Source organism: Escherichia sp. MOD1-EC6300 (assembly GCF_002965045.1).
In the GTDB taxonomy this organism is placed as follows: domain Bacteria; phylum Pseudomonadota; class Gammaproteobacteria; order Enterobacterales; family Enterobacteriaceae; genus Escherichia; species Escherichia coli_F.
Genome location: NZ_PTRH01000016.1, coordinates 59,254 through 80,763 on the forward strand (window position 1 = coordinate 59,254; position 21,510 = coordinate 80,763).

The following is a 21,510-nucleotide window of genomic DNA, read 5'->3' on the forward strand; positions in this document are numbered from 1 at the left end:
ACCGACAATACCCGGAAGCGATACGAAATATTCGGTCTACGGTTTAAAAGATAACGATTACTGAAGGATGGACAGAACACATGAACTTACATGAATATCAGGCAAAACAACTGTTTGCCCGCTATGGCTTACCAGCACCGGTGGGTTATGCCTGTACTACTCCGCGCGAAGCAGAAGAAGCCGCTTCAAAAATCGGTGCCGGTCCGTGGGTAGTGAAATGTCAGGTTCACGCTGGTGGCCGCGGTAAAGCGGGCGGTGTGAAAGTTGTAAACAGCAAAGAAGACATCCGTGCTTTTGCAGAAAACTGGCTGGGCAAGCGTCTGGTAACGTATCAAACAGATGCTAATGGCCAACCGGTTAACCAGATTCTGGTTGAAGCAGCGACCGATATCGCTAAAGAGCTGTATCTTGGTGCCGTTGTAGACCGTAGTTCCCGTCGCGTGGTCTTTATGGCCTCCACCGAAGGCGGCGTGGAAATCGAAAAAGTGGCGGAAGAAACTCCGCACCTGATCCACAAAGTTGCGCTTGATCCGCTGACTGGCCCGATGCCGTATCAGGGACGCGAGCTGGCGTTCAAACTGGGTCTGGAAGGTAAACTGGTTCAGCAGTTCACCAAAATCTTCATGGGCCTGGCGACCATTTTCCTGGAGCGCGACCTGGCGTTGATCGAAATCAACCCGCTGGTCATCACCAAACAGGGCGATCTGATCTGCCTCGACGGTAAACTGGGTGCTGATGGCAACGCACTGTTCCGCCAGCCTGATCTGCGCGAAATGCGCGACCAGTCGCAGGAAGATCCACGTGAAGCACAGGCTGCACAGTGGGAACTGAACTACGTTGCGCTGGACGGTAACATCGGTTGTATGGTTAACGGCGCAGGTCTGGCGATGGGTACCATGGACATCGTTAAACTGCACGGTGGCGAACCAGCTAACTTCCTGGACGTTGGCGGTGGCGCAACCAAAGAACGTGTAACCGAAGCGTTCAAAATCATCCTCTCTGACGACAAAGTGAAAGCCGTTCTGGTTAACATCTTCGGTGGTATCGTTCGTTGCGACCTGATCGCTGACGGTATCATCGGCGCGGTAGCGGAAGTGGGTGTTAACGTACCGGTCGTGGTACGTCTGGAAGGTAACAACGCCGAACTCGGCGCGAAGAAACTGGCTGACAGCGGCCTGAATATTATTGCAGCAAAAGGTCTGACGGATGCAGCTCAGCAGGTTGTTGCCGCAGTGGAGGGGAAATAATGTCCATTTTAATTGATAAAAACACCAAGGTTATCTGCCAGGGCTTTACTGGTAGCCAGGGGACTTTCCACTCTGAACAGGCCATTGCATACGGCACTAAAATGGTTGGCGGCGTAACCCCAGGTAAAGGCGGTACTACCCACCTCGGTCTGCCGGTGTTCAACACCGTGCGTGAAGCCGTTGCTGCCACTGGCGCTACCGCTTCTGTTATCTACGTACCGGCTCCGTTCTGCAAAGACTCCATTCTGGAAGCCATCGACGCAGGTATCAAACTGATTATCACCATCACTGAAGGCATCCCGACGCTGGATATGCTGACCGTGAAAGTGAAACTGGATGAAGCAGGCGTTCGTATGATCGGCCCGAACTGCCCGGGCGTTATCACTCCGGGTGAATGCAAAATCGGTATCCAGCCGGGTCACATTCACAAACCGGGTAAAGTGGGTATCGTTTCCCGTTCCGGTACACTCACCTATGAAGCGGTTAAACAGACCACGGATTACGGTTTCGGTCAGTCGACCTGTGTCGGTATCGGCGGCGACCCGATCCCTGGCTCTAACTTTATCGACATCCTCGAAATGTTCGAAAAAGATCCGCAGACCGAAGCGATCGTGATGATCGGTGAGATCGGCGGTAGCGCTGAAGAAGAAGCGGCTGCGTACATCAAAGAGCACGTTACCAAGCCAGTTGTAGGTTACATCGCTGGTGTAACTGCGCCGAAAGGCAAACGTATGGGCCACGCGGGTGCCATCATTGCCGGTGGGAAAGGGACTGCGGATGAGAAATTCGCTGCTCTGGAAGCCGCAGGCGTGAAAACCGTTCGCAGCCTGGCGGATATCGGTGAAGCACTGAAAACTGTTCTGAAATAAATATCTGTAATAAGAAATAGCCCTCGCCGCTTCCCTCTACAGGAATGGCGAAGGGCTGTCGGTTTCGACATGGTTGGCCATCGTATGATGGCCTTTTTTATGCCTTAAACGTTAACCACGGTCGAAATCTGACCGCAGGCTGAATTAATCCGGCTTCTTGTTGGGCTTCGATAACCGGACCAATATCTTTATAAGCCGCTGGCGCTTCTTCAAGACGTCGTTCTTCGCGCAATGTGACGCATTGCCACGGCAGCGTTGACTCTTCAGTCGCGCGTGAGCGCATGGCCTGCCGACGCTGGCTGCGTCCTGCTCCGTGACTGCATGACCACAGCCACTCCGGGTTGCCGCAACCAACCGCAAGCCACGAATAATCGCCCATTGAACCGGGGATTAACGCCAGATTGCCCACTCGTGCCGGTGTTGCGCCTTTGCGATGAATATTCATTTCATGCTCGCGAAGGATGATGTTATGTGGCACATCCACCACCAGATGCGAATTGTCCTGATGAAAGAGATTGGCAAGACATACGCGCACCATTTCGGCAATTGTCACGCGATTTAACCACGCGTAACGCGCCGCCATTCCTATCGCTTGTAGATATTCCTCCGCCAGTCCGCCTGCCAGACCATATAACCCGCTTTGTGGATGTTTATGTCCGGTGGGCCATTCAGCACGGGCGCGATCCATCCAGCGTCTTCCGACGTAAAAGCCAACATCTCGCGATCCACTGTGGATCATCACCACAATATCGCCTGTTTTCAGCCCTTGTTGCCAGGCTACATGGCGATCAACCACGCTATCAACGACCTGAAGTTCAATAAAATGATTACCTGAACCCGGCGTACCAAGACAAGGATCGCGGAGTAATGCGCGGTCCGTTGCCAGCAGGGCAGGTGGGGGCATAACGCGAATGACTGTTATGCTCGTTAAGCCCAATGCAGCGGTCAATCTCTTGCGTCATCCGGGGGATATTTGTACGTGTCCAGAGACCTGCTGATGGCAAGGCCGACATGCAATCTGCCGGTCCGCCATCAAAAAGCGCGGTGAACGCTCGTGCGGATAACGGAACATCGCGCTCATTCTGCAGTAACACTTGTGTTAACCGCTGAGTGATTATTTCTTTATTCGCTTCGGCTTGCTCAAGGGTTAATCCGGTCGTCAGCAGCCGCATGCCACAAGAAATATCGGTGCCGATGGCGGCGGGAATGACTAAATCCGGCGTTGAGGCCACCACCGCGCCAACGGGGACGCCATTGCCGGGATGAAAATCTGGCGTCGCGCACGTCTGGCGTACGTAACCTGGATGGCCTGGTATCTTCACTTCTGCAAAATCAAGCAGTTGTGTCACTGCTTTTTCTTCCAGCGGCAGTTCGTCCGGCAGCAGTACGCGGGCACTGGCTCCTGATGGACGACATAATGAAACAATATTGTTGGCGCGGGAAAGTTGGATCCCTTTGCGCAGAAAGGCTTTATCAAGCCTTGAAAGATGATGCATAACGCTGTCCTGAAATATAGACGTTAATCAACCCCCTGTATTGCGAGGGTAATTTTGTCTTTCCGGTCAGCAGCCAGCAAAAGGGAAAGAAAACGCGCGTAGTGTATGCAGCAATGACGATCAATACAAGATAAAAAAGACTATTAACAAACGGGGGTGTTATAAAAGGGGTAAGTTATCGACGCCAGATTGTAAAATATGAAAAATGATAATTTCCAGTGGATATATTTTAAGATTTATTTTTACGCCTATTTTTACGTCGGGTAACTAGCCATTGTTGCCGTTTTTTAATTATCAAAAGTGGGATGAAAACAAATGGATTATTAATGATAATAAAACATGTCTTTATGACGAATAATGAAGATCTTATTTTAAATATCATTGTGTTATGCGCACTGTGTGGTGTCGGAACACCTGTTGTTACGCTAATATCTGGTCGTTATTAACGCATTTCTTAGATAATTAAATTACTGACATCTTGCAATCTCATCATATTCATATGTTCAAATTAGAAAATATTTTGCCAACAATATCACTTTTTCGACAAGTTAAATTAAGCATATTGAATTCGCATACAACGCGTTGGTGGTTTTGAATTTATATTCATAGTGAATATACCAAGACAAACAATATTCACTAAATGAATTAATAATACAAAATGATAAACGGGAATTATAGAAACCGTTTCTATATTCATTCGTTCGTTTTTTCTGACCGATTACAGCGTTTAATTTTATCAAGTAACAGGAGAAGATTCATGAGTAAGCCTTCAGACCCGCGTATTGATACCAGCCGTGTAATCCATGCGCCACACGGTACGCAGCTGCACTGCAAAAACTGGCAAATTGAAGCAGCCTACCGGATGTTGCAGAACAACCTTGATCCCGACGTTGCCGAAAATCCACAGCATCTGGTGGTGTATGGTGGTATTGGTCGTGCGGCACGTAACTGGGAGTGTTTTGACAAGATCCTTGAATCACTGAAAAATCTGGAAGCTGATGAGTCACTGCTGGTTCAGTCCGGTAAACCCGTAGGCGTGTTTAAAACGCATACCGATGCGCCGCGCGTATTGATTGCCAACTCTAACCTGGTACCGCAATGGGCCAACTGGGATCATTTCAATGAACTGGATCGTAAAGGTCTGTTCATGTACGGCCAGATGACCGCTGGCTCGTGGATCTACATCGGTAGTCAGGGCATTGTGCAGGGAACGTTCGAAACCTTTGTTGAAGCGGGTCGTCAGCACTACAACAATTCGCTGAGTGGAAAATGGATCCTGACCGCGGGGCTCGGTGGTATGGGTGGCGCACAACCGCTGGCGGCGACTCTGGCGGGGGCGTGCTCATTAAATATCGAGTGCCAGCAAAGTAGCATCGACTTCCGACTGCGTACCCGTTATGTCGATAAACAAGCGAAAGATCTTGATGATGCACTGGCGCTGATTAAATACCATACCGAGCGCAAAGACGCTGTTTCAATCGCGCTGTTGGGCAATGCGGCGGAAATTGTTCCTGAGCTGGTGAAACGTGCGCATCAGGGGGCGATTAAGCCGGATCTGGTAACCGACCAGACTTCCGCTCACGATCTGGTTTATGGCTACCTACCGATGGGCTGGAGCGTAGAACAATGGCGCGCTGCACAGCAGGATCCACAGCAACACGCCAGATTGCAAAAAGAAGCGGCACAGAGCTGCGTCGCACATGTTCAGGGGATGCTGGACTTCCAGGCGATGGGGATCCCGGTTGTCGATTATGGCAACAACATCCGCCAGGTGGCCTTCAACGAAGGTCTGCAAAATGCCTTTGATTTCCCGGGCTTTGTTCCGGCTTATATTCGTCCAATGTTTTGTGAAGGCAAAGGTCCATTCCGTTGGGTGGCGCTGTCTGGCGACCCGGAAGATATCTATAAAACCGATGCCAAAATTAAAGAGTTGTTCCCCAATAACGTACTGACGCATCGCTGGCTGGATATGGCGCGCGAGCGCATTGCCTTCCAGGGACTTCCTTCACGTATTTGCTGGCTGGGGCTTGGTGAGCGTCACCTGGCGGGGCTGGCATTCAACGAAATGGTGCGCAACGGTGAACTAAAAGCACCGATTGTGATTGGGCGCGATCATCTTGATACCGGTTCTGTCGCCAGCCCGAACCGCGAAACCGAAAGCATGCTTGATGGCAGTGATGCGGTTTCTGACTGGCCGTTGCTCAACGGTTTGCTCAACACTGCAGGGGGAGCAACGTGGGTATCCCTGCATCATGGCGGCGGCGTCGGGATGGGGTATTCACAACACGCCGGGATGGTTATTGTTGCCGATGGTAGCGAAGAAGCCGAAAAACGTCTGGCGCGTGTGCTGGTGAATGACTGTGCGTCCGGGGTTATGCGTCATGCGGATGCGGGTTATGAAGCGGCAATTGAATGTGCCAAAAACTATGGTCTGAAATTACCGATGATTCGCTAAATATTAACGCCGTCATTTAATATTTGCGCTAATACAGGCGGAGAATAATTCGCCTGTATAACAATAATTATCAAAAAATATTTTTACATCGTCGAGAGAAATATCTCCCGACCCTCTATTGCTGTTTCAAAAAATGACCTCTCATTTTGCAGGAGACTTTTTCATGGAATCAAGCAGCCCTATCCGCAGTAAAAAGCCAGTATTAGAATCAAATACGATTAACGCCGTTCCTGAGTCTGCTCGCCACGGCGCGCCATCTAGTCAGTTTACTTTATGGCTAAGTGCTAACTTACAAATTACCGCAGTGGTGGACGGCGCGTTAGCGATTATTTTTGGCTCCGAAGCTATGTCAGCAATAATTGGTTTATTAATCGGTAATATTATTGGTGGTGCAGTAATGGCATTGCACTCGTCGCAGGGGGCAAAGCTGGGATTACCCCAGATGATCTCCAGTCGTATCCGCTTTGGCGTTAAAGGAGCGGCGCTACCGTTACTGATGGTGATTATTATGTACCTTGGATTTGCCGCGACGGGTACAGTATTATCCGGTCAGGCGATTAACCGGATATTTGGTTTCGAATCGGCATCGACCGGAATTATTATTTTCGGCATGCTGACCGCGATGATCGCATTGGTCGGTTATAAACTAATTCACGTCGTTGGCCGTGTTGCAGGGATATTAAGTATTCTGGGGTTTATTTACCTGGCCACTCAACTTAGCGGTCACTACGATGTGGCTGCGGCATTTGGTCAAAAGCCATTTAGTCTGTCGGTCTTTTTATTAACGATTGCTCTCTCTGCCGGATGGCAATTAACGTTTGCCCCTTACGCCTCTGATTATTCCCGCTATTTACCCTCTGATACGCCAGCAAAATCAATCTTCTTTGCCACCTTTCTGGGAACCACGCTTGGTGCGCAATGTGCCATGACGTTTGGCGTACTTGTTGCGGCCTGTGGTGCTAACTTCCTGAAGGATCAGGTTGGTTTTATGGGCGAGTTAGCCGGACCCACCTTCGCCATTCTGATTTATATGGTGATTGTTTGCGGCAAACTGACGGTGAACTGTTTGAATGCCTACGGTGGCTTTATGTCGATTCTGGCGACCGTCAGCGCCTTTAATGATCGCAGTCAGGTTTCACAGCGTGTTCGTGCTGCCTACGTTGTAGGGTTCGTGCTGTTGTCGATGGTCGTCGCGCTGGCGGCAAGCGCAGATTTTTTGAATAATTTCAAAAACTTCGTTCTGCTACTGTTGACGGTATTTGTTCCGTGGAGTGCCATTAATCTCATCGATTATTACTTCATCTCACAAGGTAAAACCGATATTCCAGCGCTTTATACCCCGGAAGGGCGTTATGGCGCGTATAACAAAACCGCTTTGACGTGCTATGGCGTAGGCGTGTTGGTGCAGATCCCCTTCCTGAATCAAAAACTGTATCAGGGACCCATTTCTGTCCTGATGGATGGGGCGGATATCTCCTGGATTGTCGGCTTGTTAATTACCGCCGTTATCTATTACCCGTGGGCCAAACGCACCACCTGCGTTCCTGCTTATACGATTTATCCCGAGTCTTAATATGGAACCGATGCTGATTTCTGCAATGGATAAGCCGCTGCAACCGTGGCGCAACGGCGGGGGGTTTACCCGACAGCTGCTTGCCTGGCCCGATGATGAAAACTGGTTGTTGCGCATCAGTATGGCGAATGTCAGTCAGGATGGCCCTTTTTCAGCGTGGCCTGGCGTGGTTCGTGGCCTCGCGATCCTCGACGGGGAAGGGGTGAAGCTAACGTTTGCCGATTCGATCATCAACCTGCAACGTCACGATCCCGCCTTAATTTTCCCTGGAGAAGCAATGCCTGATTGTCAGCTGCTGGGCGGCGGGGTTCGCGATCTGAATATTATGGCGCGGGAAGGCGATGCGGGGATGCGTCGTGTGCAAAGCGTCATTGACTGGCTCCCTCCGGCGCATGCGCAAGCGGGGCTGTTCACGCTGTGTGAAGGGGAGTGGATAAGCGGCGAGAACAGGGTGTTTGTAACGGCGAATACGTTGTTATGGCGGTTTGCGCCTGATGGCAACTCCTGGCGTTTCGTACCACAGCAAAAAGTCTCCGTCGGCGAGCTGGCGGGTTGGTGGATTTATTATCTACGAGGGGAAAAATCCTTATGAGTGCATTTACGCTCTGGCGAAATACCACCCTGACGACGCTTTCGGCTAATGATTGGGGGGTGATTGAAAACGGTGCATTAATCAGCCGCGGTGACTCGATTGTCTGGCTTGGGAAGGCCACGCAGATCCCCCGTGAACTGACGGCTGATATTACAGAAGAACACGATCTACAGGGTAAGTTGCTGACACCCGGTCTGGTAGATTGTCATACACATCTGGTGTATGGCGGCCAGAGGGCGAACGAGTTTGAGATGCGGTTGCAAGGCGTGGCTTATGAAGATATCGCCAGAGCGGGCGGCGGGATCTTATCTACGGTTAATGCCACGCGGGCAGCCAGCGAAACACAGCTGTTTGAACTGGCGGCGCAGCGACTGCGAAACTGGCAACGTGAAGGCGTCAGTACGCTTGAAATCAAATCGGGTTATGGCTTAACGCTGGAAGATGAAGCGCGTTGTTTACGCGTGATCCGCCGCTTGCAGCAATCTACCGGGTTACATATTCAGTCTACGTTTCTCGGGGCGCACAGCCTGCCGCCAGAGTTTGCCGGGCGCAGTGATGATTACATTACGGCGCTTTGCGACTGGATGTGCGTGTTGCATGAACAGGGGCTGATTGATGCAGTTGATGCTTTTTGTGAAAACATCGCCTTTACTCCAGAGCAGGTACGGCGCGTTTTCAGTAAAGCGCAAAGCTATGGATTACCTGTAAAACTGCATGCCGAACAGCTTTCTGACCAGCAAGGCGCGGCGCTGGCAGCGGCGTTTTCTGCACTCTCCTGCGATCATCTGGAGTACCTGAGCGAGTCGGGGATCGCCGCCATGAAAGCGGCTGGAACAGTGGCGGTTTTGCTTCCCGGTGCTTATTACTTCCTGCGCGAAACCCATCTGCCGCCGATTGTCGCTCTGCGGGCCGCAGGTGTGCCGATTGCCATCTCCACGGATCATAACCCCGGAACGTCTCCCAACATGTCATTGCAGTTGATGATCAATATGGCCTGTACGCTGTTTCACATGACCCCGCTGGAAGCCGTTCAGGGCGTTACACGTCATGCGGCAAAAGCGCTTGGACTTGTTGATCGGGGTGAACTTGCGCCGGGACTACGGGCGGATATGGCTGTTTGGGATCTTAATCATCCGCGTGAGCTGGCTTACTGGTTTGGACATCAGCCTTGTCTGGGGCTGATTGTCGGCGGAAAAAGGAGTTGGTAATGAAGCAAACATTTATGGCATGGAGTGGACGTGTTGACTCGCAGGAAACTGGCGTCAGCACCCGCTGGCATCAGCATGTAAAACCGTTTACCGAACAAAGTCATGGAGGCAGTACGCTGATTGGTTTTGCCGTCGATGACGGGGTGCAACGTAACGGTGGGCGAGCGGGCGCAGCAGGCGGACCGGGCGCATTACGCAGCATGTTGGGCAATATGCCAGTGCTCCATGAAGGCGCTATTTTTGACATGGGTGACGTGCAAAGCGAAGACCACGCGCTGGAACCCGCACAAAACCGTCTGGCGGAAAACGTGGCTATGGCAATTGCGCGCGGCAGTTTGCCGGTCGTTCTGGGCGGCGGTCATGAAGTGGCATGGGGAACATTTCAGGGGATTATGCAGTCGCGTCCGGATATTCGGCGACTGCTGATAGTCAACCTTGACGCGCATTTTGATTTGCGGATGGCGGAAAAGGCCAATTCGGGTACGCCGTTTCGGCAGATGCAGGAGTGGAATGCGCAGCATGGCAAACCGTTTCATTATCGCGTGCTGGGAATAAGCCGTTATGCCAACACTCAGGCGTTATTTGATCGTGCTGATTGTCCTGGTGTGCGTTATTGGCTGGATGAATCTCTGCAATTTGAACGTGGTTTGCATGAGATTGTTAATGCGCTCTCGGCAGATATTCAGGCGTGTGACGCCATTTATTTAACGATTTGTCTTGATGTCTTACCGGGTTATCAGGCTCCTGGCGTTTCTGCGCCTTCGCCGTTAGGCGTGCCATTAAATATTGCTGAGGCTATTGTGAATTTAATTGCCGGTAGCGAGAAGTTGATTGCTGCGGATATTGCCGAACTGAACCCAGATTTGGACCGCGATAATTTGACCGCGAAGGTTGCCGCTCGCCTGGCTGCCACTATTGTCCGTCGAGGAAAAACAGATAAAACAAATTAAGAGGTTGTTGCAGTAATCCGTTGTTAAACTCATCAAAATAAGGAAACACAATGAAAGGATTGATACGCAGAGTCACTGTCACCGTTGTGCTCTGGAGCGTTTGCTCCATCGCGATGGCAAAATCAACCATTACGCTGGATGGCGAACATCTCTCTATTGACCAGGCCTGGTCAATTGCATTAGGTGATAACGGCGTCAAAATCGCGTCGAACGCCATGGAGCGCATGGAAAAAAGTTATGATCTGGTGATGACTGCCGCGCATTCAGGTACGCCTGTTTATGGCTTAACCGTGGGCGTGGGGCTAAATAAAGATCAGCCCATATTTGATGCCAAAGGAAATTTAACGCCTGAGGTGATTGACGCATCGAAAAAATTTAATGCTGCCGCGCTGCGCGCCCATTCTGCGGGCGTCGGTCCGATGTTGCCGGATTATCTTGCCCGTCTCTCAATGGTGTTACGTTTAAATACTATGTTGCATGGGCAAACCGGCGCGCAGCCTTATATTGCCGAGTTGTATGCCGAGTTTATTAATCGAGGCGTTACGCCGTTAATTCCGGCGCGGGGAAGTATCGGCGCAGCGGATATTATGCTCGCTTCACACGTTGGTCTGGTGATGATGGGCGAGTGGAAAGCGCGGGTTAATGGCGTGGAAATGAGTGGTGGCGATGCGCTGGTGAAAGTGGGGCTTAAACCACTGGTCCCGCAGGGTAAAGATATGCTGGCGATTTTGTCGAACAACAGTGTCGGAACAGCATATGCAATTGAAGCGGTACGGTCGGCACGCCAGGTGCTGAATGTCAGTCCGGTGGTTTTCGCCATGAGCCTCGAAGCGTTGAATGGCAATGTCGCGCCGGTACTGCCGCAGTCGATCGCCGTGCGTCCTTTCCCGCAGTTGGCTGATTCCGCTAAAGAGATTCGCGATGCGTTAAGTGGTTCTTATTTATGGCATAAGGATGACAAACGTGCATTGCAGGATCCGTTATCGTTCAGAACGACGGTGTATACCATTTCTGAGGCAATGCGCGCGTTGCGCGATGCTGAAGATACCATTACCGTGCAGATCAACAGTTCCGATGACAACCCGGCAACCGTGCTGAATGCAGACAAAGCGTATCAGGACTCCAGTCAGGTCGCGCAATATTTTGTTAAAGATGGGGCAATCAGCGGTGGGATCTTCCCGACGGCGAATTTCGAATCGTTACCGGTTGCGCTTGCCACCCAGCGTCTGACCGTGGCGTTAGTGCATGTTTCACATAACAGTATGCGCCGCTCGCTGCATCTTGAAGATGATCACTTTACCGGTTTGTCACGCTTCCTGTCGGCAGCAGGTAATAAAGGTCATGGCTTCGGTTCATTACATATCCCGTTTGTTGCGCTGCATGCGGAAAATGTCGATCTCGCTAACCCGGTTTCTTTCGATATTCAACCGGTAGCCGGAGGCATTGAAGATACGGGTGCCAATAACGACCACGCGGCGAGAAGATTGAAACAGGTTGTTGATAATTTGAATGTCATTTATGGCATTGAACTGATGCATTCTGCCCAGGCGATTGATTTGCGCTTGCAAGCCGATCCACAGCTGGCGTTAGGCAAATCAACAAAAGCGATGTTCACCGCTTATCGTCAAGTCGTGCCATTTGTCAGTCAGGATCGGGTCTTTACCCCGGATATTGAAGCATCGCAAAAATTCTTAGAGGGATATGCTATAAATCAAAAATAAAATCTATGTTGATTGTTTATCATTATATCCACAGATATGATAAATGATATCAATTTAATAATTTTCACTTAATGTAATTCCTGATAATCCGAAAGGTGCTGTGCTTTTCGGATTATTATTATCTGATTAAGATAATTGTCACGCCAGGCTTACTGGGTTATAAATGTTAATCATGATTCTTATAAATTATTTATTGCTGCTTTGGTTACCATTACTTCGTAATAAGTAATGTATTTTTGATGGTTTAAACTATTTTTAAGGGACGGCATTATGCGAGGAAAAATACCTAAAACGGAGCTGCTGGTGACTTTTGAGGTCGTCGCACGTCATGAAAGTTATACCAGAGCGGCAGAGGAGTTAGCGTTAACCCAAAGTGCAGTATTCAGACAAGTAAGTGCGTTGGAGGAATTTTTACATACTCCGTTATTTTCACACTCTAAAAAACGCATTTTTCTTAATGATGCAGGGAAGTATTACCTGGGGATAGTAAAAGAAACATTAAATAAATTGGAGCGCGATACCAATACGATTATGACCTGGCAGCCTACGGTTCAGGTTATTGAACTTGCCGTTAATCCTACGTTTAGTACCCACTGGTTAATCCCAAATTTACATGAATTCACAAAGTTACATCCCGATATTATTGTTAATATTCATTCTTTAGCTAATAACGGCGATTTTCTTAATCGGGAGTACGATGCTGTCATTATGCGCGAAAATTTTTGCGCGCCCTGGGCGGAAGTAGAATATCTCTTTGAAGAGGAGATTTTGCCGGTATGCAGCGGCAGTTTGCTTGCAATGTCCGATCAAAAACTGTCAGTGGCAGAACTGCTTACTGAGTTACCACTTCTGCATCAAAGCACCCGTATTACTGGCTGGGAAGAGTGGTTTGCTTTATCTGGCGTTAGCAGTCCGCTGGTCAATAACGGACCACGTTTCGATTTGCTTTCAATGCTGATTGCCGCCGTGCGCTCTAATCTCGGCGTGGCGCTGTTACCACGGTTCGCTATTCAACATGATTTGGATAGTGGCGATATGGTGATTCCCTGTGATGTGCCTATTCGTACCGGTAATCGTTTTATTATGACGTGGCAGGAAGAGAAGTCTGACTCGCCGCACTTGCAGCAATTTCGTGAATGGTTGCTGGCGAAATCGGTCGTACCGCAGGAGATGTAAAACCTGCGCCTGGCTGGATGCCAGGCGCAGTTATTACCAGTCGATACCCGGCTGCGCCTGAATGCCGTTATCAAAAGCATGTTTGACGGGGCGGATTTCGCTGACCGTATCCGCCATTTTTAATATCTGACTGTGGCAACTGCGTCCGGTGACAATGACACTTTGTTGTGCCGGGCGGTTTTGCAGAGAAGTGATCACTTCTTCGGTGTCCAGATAATGGTAAGCCAGCATATAGGTCAGCTCATCAAGCACCACTAAGTCGTAACGCTTGTCAGCCAGCATCCGTTTGCTTTCCGACCAGACCTCTTTCGCCGCGTCGATATCCGCTTGCCGGTTCTGAGTCTCCCAGGTAAAACCGGTTCCCATAATATGAAACTCAACCCCCAGCGGCTGGAGAAGGTTGTATTCGCCGTTGTCCCATTGCCCCTTGATGTACTGCGCAACCCCCACCGTTTTGCCATGACCCACCGCGCGCGTCACAGTACCAAACGCGGCAGTGGATTTCCCTTTGCCGTTGCCGGTGAAAACAATCAAGATCCCTTTTTTCTCTATCGCCGCCGCGACGCGCGTATCGACCTGTTCCTTCAATTTCTGTTGGCGCTGCACATGCCGTTCAGTTGAAATTCGCGCTTCCATTCATTTTCCTTAATGTCCCGCAGGGCAACTGGCGCAGCGGTGTTGCTGCTCAAACTGGCTAAAGAAATTATTGCCTTTATCATCAACCAGGATGAATGCGGGCAGATTTTCCACTTCCATCATCCACACCGCCTCCATACCCAGCTCCGGGTATTCCAGGCAACGCAGACTTTTGACATATTCTTGCGCCAGTAACGCAGCTGCACCGCCAATACTTCCCAGATTGAAGCCTGCATGTTTGTGACAGGCATCGGTGACCTGCTGGCTGCGGTTACCTTTCGATAACATTACCAGACTGCCGCCAGCCGCCTGGAAGGTTTCGACATAACCGTCCATTCGACCGCCCGTGGTTGGACCCAGTGAACCGCAGGCCATGTTCTCCGGTGTTTTCGCCGGGCCAGCGTAATAGACAATATGATGCTTCAGGTAATCCGGCATCGATTCGCCGCTATCCAGCCGCGCTTTTATTTTTGCGTGGGCGATATCGCGCGCCACTACGATGGGACCACTTAACGACACGCGGGTACCTACCGGTAATCTGGCGAGATCCTGCATCACGTCACGCAACGGACGGTTTAGATCCAGCTGTACATGTTGCGCGTGATTTTCTTCCCGCAGTGAGGCTGGAATATATTGCCCCGGATTGTGTTCGAGTTTTTCCAGCCAGATACCATGCTTGTTAATTTTTGCTTTGATATTGCGATCGGCAGAACAGGAGAGCGCCATAGCTATCGGGCAAGAGCCACCGTGACGCGGCAGACGAATGACGCGAATATCATGAGCGAAATATTTACCCCCAAATTGCGCACCAATACCAAATTGCTGACTGGCCTCGAGCAACGCTTTTTCCAGCTCAATATCACGGAATGCTTGTCCCTGCTCGTTTCCGCTGGTGGGCAAATTGTCGTAATATTTCGTAGAGGCCAGCTTGGCAACTTTTAAGGTTTGATCGGCTGAAAGCCCTCCGACGACAAAGGCGATGTGGTAGGGCGGGCAGGCGGCCGTGCCCAACGATTTCATTTTGTCGATTAAAAATGCGGTCAGTTTTTCTGGTTGCAATAAGGATTTGGTTTCCTGATAAAGTGCGGCTTTATTGGCGGAGCCGCCCCCTTTATTAACACAGAGAAAATGGTACTCATTACCAGCGACAGCGCTGATATCAATCTGCGCCGGAAGATTGGTTTGCGTATTGACTTCGGTATACATATCCAGCGGCGCATTTTGTGAAAAGCGCAGATTATTTTCCTGGAAAGTACTGTAAATGCCTTTGCTTAAGGCTTCAGCGTCGTTACCTCCCGTCCATATCTGTTGCCCTTTACTGGCAACAATAGTTGCGGTGCCGGTATCCTGACAGTTGGGTAATACCCCTTTTGCTGAGACTTCAGCATTACGTAATAACTGCAACGCAACGTATTTATCATTACTGCTGGCCTGCGGATCGTTAAGAATGCTGGCGACCTGTTGCAAATGAGCGGAACGTAAGAAAAAAGAGGCTTCATAAAATGCCTGCCGGGCAAGCAGCGTTAATGCTTCAGGAGCGATTTTTATTACTTCTTCGCCGTCTAATTCCGTTACTGTAATATGTTGATCGCTAATTAATGTATATTCTGTACCGTCTTTATTTTGTAGAAACGGTTCTTGCCAGATAAATGGTTTGGACATATTTCACTTTTCACCTTAAACGTTAGTGTTACTTAATTGCCGTCTAACTTCATGATCCGGCTTATAAAAATGCGTAGTCATTGGCTTCTGATTGCTTAAGATCCCCCTCAGGGCAGAGCAACGTTCGATTCATTGGGTTTTAATGCTTTACCCCGACAGCCCTCGCCGAAATGTTCGCCTTCCCACCGACTCACCATCGCAGCGCCCATTGCGTTGCTCATGACGTTTGTCGCGGAACGCCCCATATCAAGGAACGGATCAACGCCCATCAGCAAGATCAGCCCCGCTTCCGGAATATTGAACTGGTTGAGCGTGGCGGCGATAACCACCATTGAGGCGCGTGGTACGCCAGCCATTCCTTTCGAGGTCAACATCAGGATCAACAGCATGGTGATTTGCTCACCGATGGATAAATGGATATTGCAGGCCTGGGCGATGAAAACTGTGGCGAAGGAGCAGTAGGCCATTGATCCAACGAGATTAAATGAGTAGCCAATGGGTAAGACAAAGCTGGCAATTTTGGGGGAAACGCCAAATTGCTCCAGTTTTTCAAGCGTTCCCGGAAAAGCAGCTTCAGAACTGGATGTGGTAAATGCCAGCAGGGCGGGTTCTGAAAGGGCGCGGGTCAGGCGTCTGATGCAGGGGCCGACATAAACGATGGCCAGACCGATAAGCAGCACCCAAAGTAATAACATGGTGAAATAAAATTCACCCATAAAGATTCCGGCGCTCACCATAACTGCCAGTCCTCGTTCAGCAATCAATGCTGAAATAGCGGCGAATACGGTCAGGGGAGCGAAGAGCATGACGTAGCCAGTGAGCTTTAACATGGCATGTGCCAGCGAATCTAAGGCGTGAACGATGGCGCTGCCTTTCTCACCAATCGCCGTCAGGCTACAGCCGAGGAAAATTGAGAACACCACGATTTGCAAAATTTCATTGTGCGCCATGGCATCGACAATGCTGGTGGGGAAAGCATGCGAAATAAATACTTTTAGTGTAAAGGGTTCTGACGCGACCACTCCGGTGGTTTCGGCACCGTGTGCAACAAAATTAATTCCTGTGCCTGGCATGAAGAAATTTACCGTTATCAAGCCTAAGGCAATTGACAGCAATGAGGCGCAAATAAATAAAAAGAGTGTTTTAGAAAAAATACGACCAAGGGCTTTGGCATCGCCCATTTTAGCAATACCTACCACCAGGGTAGAGACCACTAACGGAGCGATAATCATTTTTATCAGTCGTAAGAAAATCGTCGTGAATATCGATATTTCTTGCGCATAGAGTTTTGCTGTTTCCGGTGAAGCAGTGTTATTGAGCACTACGCCGATAATCATTCCAAGTACCAGCGCCAAAAGAATCATCGTGGTTAAACTTATTTTCTTCATTTTTTCCTCCATCAGGTGCACGGCGATAAATCAGAATCAGGAGAAGTGGATGCCTGAATAGAGATTCAGGCATCTACCTGCTATAACAACCTTACAAATAGCTGAAGTGTTGAGCTGCAATAAGTGACGGGATGTCAGTTGGCTAAAAGTGTTCGGATTTTTACAAATCGAAACTCATATTTAATAAAGGTGCATGTTGCTGTGCGCCATAGACATCATTGTCACCTACATTCCCGGAGATAATATCTCGTGGCATGACAATTTTTACTGCGTTAGAAGGATCAAACCAGACAATACGATGAATAAAGTCAGGTTCAACATGATATAAGCGCGCAATCAGTTCTGGGGTTAATTGCCCTGATGATTTTACTCGCTCATAGTTTTCTTTCGTTTTAAATAAAATATCTAAAACCAGTTCGTAAGGTCCGGCATTTTTCGAACGAATGACTTGCGCCAGTGAGACAATTGACTGTTTCATGCCTGAACTCCTTCTGGCGTCACCTGTTCAATATGGAAATCAAAACGCAGAGCGTCGTTGGCTTCAATCAGGTGATATATGGAAAATTCGTATACCGGCCCGCCCTGGATATCAGAAGGGGAGAACGGGAACGCCAGGTTGCCTGCGGTAGCGATGCGGTTTTCATAGCCGTAGTGCAGCATGGTAGAGCGCACCAGCGAGCAAACGCTATTGGCAATATCCTGGGTCGGTGCAACTACATCAAGGACAATCCCCAGCTCATGCCCGGCAGTTTGCATCGGTTCATGGTCGCCCATCACCCCGTTTTTGCCGTACAGGTGGAAATTGATGCGAATGCTGTCATCGTCGAGCGACAGGTTACGCGAAACGCTGGTTTTGACTTCATCGATGATTTTATCGATCCCGGCGATCATGATCGGGTCGCGCGTTCCTGCGATGGTCAGACAGCGGAAGCCCACCCGCCGCGCACCTTCCAGTTTCAGGGCATACGGCGTTTCTTCATGCTTAGAACCGCTGACGTACACTTCGCCGTCATTGACCGCTTTAAATGTGCAGCCTTTCAGGTTCAACACGCCGCCAGGTCCTGGCAGGAAGTAGGGATCGGATTTCTCATACAGTGTGTGTGCAGCCGCTGACGTTTCGGTAAATTTACGCTTCGGATTAAATGTCTTCAGCGTAAAGCCGTTGTCATCAATGATGCCCATCGCACAGTCAGAGCCTGAGCCGGGCGTTGCGGCGATTGCCGCGCATTCAAGGATTTTCCCACAATGCAGCGCCAGACCTTCATCAAAGCCTTGCATGATCGGTAGCGCAGCAAAGCAGGCCGGGTCGTAAGCGCGCCCGCCCAGCACCACTTGCGCGCCTTCTTTCAGCGCCTGCTGGAAGGGTTCGATGCCCATTTGCGCGACGATATACGTACTTTCGTCAATCGCGTCGTGGGTTAACGGCGGGACAAAATCCAGCGCTGTGATTTTGCCGTTATCCAGCGCCTGGTGGACGATGGCTTTGTCAACGTCTGCCGGGATCAGCGCCATCGAGAACGCGAGGTGCTCTTCCCGGGCAATCTCATGAATTATTTCTCGGCACCACTCCAGGTGTGGAGCGGCACCAGAACCGCCGGCCGTTCCGATCACCACCGGTATATTATTTTGCACGCCTGCGGTGATCATATAGCGCAGATCGCGCTTGACCCCTGCGCGATCGGTAAACGGTTTGCCCGCCCCGAGGTAGTGGGGGCCAGGATCGGAAGAGCCTGCATCAACGGCGATCAGATCGGGCGATTCTGCCATCGCTTTGCGGAAGCTCTCTTCCGGGAATCCATACCCGAGGATTGCCGTTGGCGATAAGACTTTAAAAGAACGAGCCATTTGTTAATCCTTAGCCTGCAACAGCGCGATAGTACGATTCATTTCGTTGAAGACGATATCGAGGCCTTCGTCAAAGCCCATCCCTGGTTTTACCAGCATACGCATGGGGCGAGCAGCAAGGGCGACGTGGACACAGGTGCGGGCACTGACATCAGTTTCATTGCAGGTGCCGCCCTGGTACGCTTCCATGCTGTGGCTGTTGCAATAAAGAACTGCATCGACGATGTTGTGAATACTGCCCAGATCCGGGGTTTTGATTTGCACCATGTGGCAACTGGCGGCATCAGTGAAATCAACAATATCCTGGTAGGTGTTACACCATTCATCGGCCACGATTTTCACGCCGGAACCGAGGCGCGTCAGCTCTTTGGTAATCGCGGTCAGCAGGCGGATTTGATCGGGCTTGTTACCGGCATCGACCGGCCCCTCAATGTAGAGCGGCAGGCCTTGCGCCTCTTTTTCCAGACTGGCGATGTATTGCGCACAGCGAAGCGGATCCATATCGAAGATCAGACCGATAGTGCCGTATACATCGATGTGCAGGGTAGGGTGGTAGCGTGCGCTGGTGCGCTTGCTCAGAATGCGATCTGACAACCAGCGGACATATTCGCGCAGTTTTTCACCTTTAAAGCCCAGTTTCTCTTCGACGTTATTAATCAGCGCATGGGGCAGCACGTCGATGCCCTTAAGGATCATCTTATCGACGGCGATATATCGATCGTCGCCGCTCTGACCAAATAATGGAATGGATTCCGCCACGCGTGGCAACTGCCATTCATCACAGACCACTTCAGTTTTCAGACGGCCGGTTGCCAGCGCGGTAGCATCAAGCAGCGCCTGTGATAATCCGTAACGTACGGCGGTATGCAGCAAGTTGCCGTCAATACGCAATTTGTCGAAGAAACGGGCATTCGGCAGGAAAGCATCCACATCGCGGCCTACCAGTAATGGCTTGATATGGTCGTTGAGGAACGGAATAAAGTGCTCTGCGAGGAACAGTGGATCGCGACCGCCTGCCCCGGAATACTGTACGGCAGCACAGTCACCTACGGCGACCGCACCGTTTTCCAGAATCAACTGAACCGAAACGCACTCCCCGGCCTGACGTACGGCGTTAAACCCCTGTGTTACCGGCTCTCCGGTGTAGAAAAAGCCGTCGTGACCCGCTCCGTTTTTTATCGCCTGCTGATCATCGAAATAGAATGAGGAGTAGCCAGCGGTAAAAAGGGCCTGTTTTATTTTCATTATGGTCTTCCTATTAATTTACTGTGGGATACAGCATTGATGTCATCTACAACCATCTGGAATGTCGGTTGGCGTCCTTCAAAGCGCGCGCGTTCCGCAACGTAATCGTGGTGGAGGTCGAGAATATCTTTTGGCAATGGAACGGCTCCGGCTTCCAGTACGCGTATCGCGCCGGTGTTGTCACGGACCGGAAGAATTTTGCCCGCGTTGCAGGCGGCTGGTGCAAACGGCACATCCAGTACGCCCGCTTCAAATGCCAGCACCGTACCGCGCGCAATATCACCATTACCCAGTTCGAACACTTTGTTCAGTACAGCGCGAACCTCGCTCTTAATCAGTTCAATTTCTAGTTCAACCGCCGGGCACGGCGGGAATTTCTGCTCGTTGACCATGTTGAGCATCTGGCGGGAGGCTTTTAGCCCCTGAATGTTGGCAGCAGCAGTCGGGATGCCCCAGGCTTCGTGCGGACTTTTGGTGATGACTTTGGTAGCACCAGACATCCCCGCGACTGCAGCACCCCAGGAGATAATGGCGAACGCTTTCGATTCGTCCTCCGGAAAGCCTCCCATCCACTGGTGAAACACGGTACTTAATTCGTAGTCGGTATAGCCATAGCTCTGAAAATATTCGTGTGCAAGTTCCCGCAGAGACTGGATCGCCGCAACATCCTGCGTCAGGCTACCGACCTGACCATAACCAACGGTGATAGACTTCACACCCTGTTCCAGTGCCAGCAAGCCTTCGATTATTGCGATAGAGTGCGAGATAAACGGCGGGATCAGCGTACCCGTTAGTGGGCCAAACGGTTCGCGGTTGATGCGGATCCCGTGTTCTTCGTACATCCCCATTAAACGATCGCAGTACTGCCAGTCGCGGATCGATTTTTCCAGCGTTACGCGCTTGGCATACGGAATATTGTAGGAAATGCCGCCGCCTTCATAACTGGTAAAGCCGCTGGCCATCGAGATTTCAGCCAGCAGACGCGCATCTGGCGTGCCGTGGCGGATCTGTAGCGGTTTTTGCAGAGTTTCGGTGAGGCGACGGCAAGCTGCGACGCCGTGGTTAACTACCGGTAAACCGTTCAGTTTAGAGGTTCCGGCTTCGATGGATTTTTTAATCCCTACAGCAGCTTCTTCGTACCGATTCAGACGGGTATATGCATCGATAGTGCTCGGCAGCAGATCGCACTCTTCTTGTAGTGTTTTCAGTAGTTCGATGTGTTCGTCCATCAGCGCCACGCCTGCGCGCGGTTGGCTAAGGGTTTTACCTTCCTTGTCTGCTTTCAGCAGGGCAAGAGAGAAGCGTTTATGCTCAGGAATGGTTTGTTGGTATTTAACGCCATCTTCAAAGTTTTCAACATCCTTGCCGGTTTCCCAGGTTTTCAATACCTGTTGCCGCTCGGTCATGAATTCGTCATGGGTTAATTTCTTATTTCGAAGTTCCATTG

The 21,510-nt window shown here is 50.4% G+C and carries 17 protein-coding genes and 1 pseudogene; 9 read left to right on the forward strand and 9 right to left on the reverse strand.

Going from position 1 to position 21,510, the window contains the following annotated elements; all coding sequences use genetic code 11:
* Positions 1 to 80 precede the first annotated feature (80 nt).
* A complete protein-coding gene (sucC, locus tag BGE37_RS20135) occupies positions 81 to 1,247 on the forward strand; it encodes an ADP-forming succinate--CoA ligase subunit beta (protein ID WP_001048602.1) in 1,167 nt (388 codons plus the stop codon).
* A complete protein-coding gene (sucD, locus tag BGE37_RS20140) occupies positions 1,247 to 2,116 on the forward strand; it encodes a succinate--CoA ligase subunit alpha (protein ID WP_000025458.1) in 870 nt (289 codons plus the stop codon). Before sucC ends, sucD begins: the two co-directional genes overlap by 1 nt.
* 97 nt (positions 2,117 to 2,213) lie before the next feature.
* Here the strand turns inward: sucD and BGE37_RS25670 are convergent, their stop codons facing one another.
* Together BGE37_RS25670 and BGE37_RS26025 are read right to left on the reverse strand one after the other, a co-directional pair.
* Complete coding sequence (locus tag BGE37_RS25670; RefSeq protein ID WP_241956676.1) at positions 2,214 to 3,020, reverse strand: RtcB family protein; 807 nt, start codon at positions 3,018 to 3,020, stop codon at positions 2,214 to 2,216.
* A gap of 250 nt (positions 3,021 to 3,270) precedes the next feature.
* Positions 3,271 to 3,612: pseudogene (locus BGE37_RS26025) on the reverse strand (RtcB family protein); the annotation flags it as partial.
* A 757-nt stretch (positions 3,613 to 4,369) separates the two neighbouring features.
* Between BGE37_RS26025 and hutU the strand changes: the two are divergent.
* The 7 genes from hutU to BGE37_RS20180 all read left to right on the forward strand — a co-directional run bounded on the left by hutU (position 4,370) and on the right by BGE37_RS20180 (position 13,287).
* The gene (gene hutU / locus BGE37_RS20150; protein ID WP_088541582.1) at positions 4,370 to 6,067 is read left to right on the forward strand and encodes a urocanate hydratase; all 1,698 of its coding nucleotides are present in this window, start codon (positions 4,370 to 4,372) and stop codon (positions 6,065 to 6,067) included.
* Between the two features lie 163 nt (positions 6,068 to 6,230).
* Positions 6,231 to 7,640, forward strand: coding sequence for a cytosine permease (locus tag BGE37_RS20155; RefSeq protein ID WP_088541583.1), 1,410 nt, complete (start codon positions 6,231 to 6,233; stop codon positions 7,638 to 7,640).
* A gap of 1 nt (position 7,641) precedes the next feature.
* A complete protein-coding gene (locus BGE37_RS20160; RefSeq protein ID WP_032183692.1) occupies positions 7,642 to 8,232 on the forward strand; it encodes a HutD/Ves family protein in 591 nt (196 codons plus the stop codon).
* The gene (gene hutI / locus BGE37_RS20165; RefSeq protein ID WP_105277501.1) at positions 8,229 to 9,440 is read left to right on the forward strand and encodes an imidazolonepropionase; all 1,212 of its coding nucleotides are present in this window, start codon (positions 8,229 to 8,231) and stop codon (positions 9,438 to 9,440) included. The genes BGE37_RS20160 and hutI overlap by 4 nt, the downstream gene beginning before the upstream one ends.
* The gene (gene hutG / locus BGE37_RS20170; RefSeq protein WP_032183695.1) at positions 9,440 to 10,390 is read left to right on the forward strand and encodes a formimidoylglutamase; all 951 of its coding nucleotides are present in this window, start codon (positions 9,440 to 9,442) and stop codon (positions 10,388 to 10,390) included. The genes hutI and hutG overlap by 1 nt, the downstream gene beginning before the upstream one ends.
* A 50-nt stretch (positions 10,391 to 10,440) precedes the next feature.
* Positions 10,441 to 12,111 carry an HAL/PAL/TAL family ammonia-lyase gene (locus tag BGE37_RS20175; protein WP_170881811.1) on the forward strand — a complete coding sequence of 557 codons (1,671 nt, stop codon included), beginning with the start codon at positions 10,441 to 10,443 and terminating at the stop codon, positions 12,109 to 12,111.
* A 270-nt stretch (positions 12,112 to 12,381) separates the two neighbouring features.
* Entirely contained in the window at positions 12,382 to 13,287 is a 906-nt protein-coding gene (locus BGE37_RS20180; RefSeq protein WP_001214260.1) for a LysR substrate-binding domain-containing protein, read from the forward strand.
* A 33-nt stretch (positions 13,288 to 13,320) separates the two neighbouring features.
* Here the strand turns inward: BGE37_RS20180 and cobO are convergent, their stop codons facing one another.
* The 7 genes from cobO to BGE37_RS20215 form a co-directional block, all read right to left on the reverse strand.
* The gene (cobO, locus tag BGE37_RS20185) at positions 13,321 to 13,923 is read right to left on the reverse strand and encodes a cob(I)yrinic acid a,c-diamide adenosyltransferase (RefSeq protein ID WP_000388210.1); all 603 of its coding nucleotides are present in this window, start codon (positions 13,921 to 13,923) and stop codon (positions 13,321 to 13,323) included.
* A gap of 9 nt (positions 13,924 to 13,932) precedes the next feature.
* Positions 13,933 to 15,585 carry a class I fumarate hydratase gene (locus BGE37_RS20190; protein WP_105277502.1) on the reverse strand — a complete coding sequence of 551 codons (1,653 nt, stop codon included), beginning with the start codon at positions 15,583 to 15,585 and terminating at the stop codon, positions 13,933 to 13,935.
* A gap of 107 nt (positions 15,586 to 15,692) precedes the next feature.
* On the reverse strand, positions 15,693 to 16,973 hold the full coding sequence (locus BGE37_RS20195; protein ID WP_000724204.1) for a dicarboxylate/amino acid:cation symporter: 1,281 nt from the start codon (positions 16,971 to 16,973) through the stop codon (positions 15,693 to 15,695).
* A 160-nt stretch (positions 16,974 to 17,133) separates the two neighbouring features.
* Positions 17,134 to 17,451, reverse strand: a complete 318-nt coding sequence (locus BGE37_RS20200) for a DUF4387 domain-containing protein (RefSeq protein ID WP_000813947.1) — start codon at positions 17,449 to 17,451, stop codon at positions 17,134 to 17,136.
* Positions 17,448 to 18,818 carry an acyclic terpene utilization AtuA family protein gene (locus tag BGE37_RS20205; protein WP_032183702.1) on the reverse strand — a complete coding sequence of 457 codons (1,371 nt, stop codon included), beginning with the start codon at positions 18,816 to 18,818 and terminating at the stop codon, positions 17,448 to 17,450. Before BGE37_RS20205 ends, BGE37_RS20200 begins: the two co-directional genes overlap by 4 nt.
* 3 nt (positions 18,819 to 18,821) lie before the next feature.
* Positions 18,822 to 20,063, reverse strand: coding sequence for a methylaspartate ammonia-lyase (locus BGE37_RS20210; RefSeq protein WP_000695027.1), 1,242 nt, complete (start codon positions 20,061 to 20,063; stop codon positions 18,822 to 18,824).
* On the reverse strand, positions 20,063 to 21,508 hold the full coding sequence (locus BGE37_RS20215; protein WP_000423321.1) for a methylaspartate mutase subunit E: 1,446 nt from the start codon (positions 21,506 to 21,508) through the stop codon (positions 20,063 to 20,065). The genes BGE37_RS20210 and BGE37_RS20215 overlap by 1 nt, the downstream gene beginning before the upstream one ends.
* Positions 21,509 to 21,510: the final 2 nt, after the last annotated feature.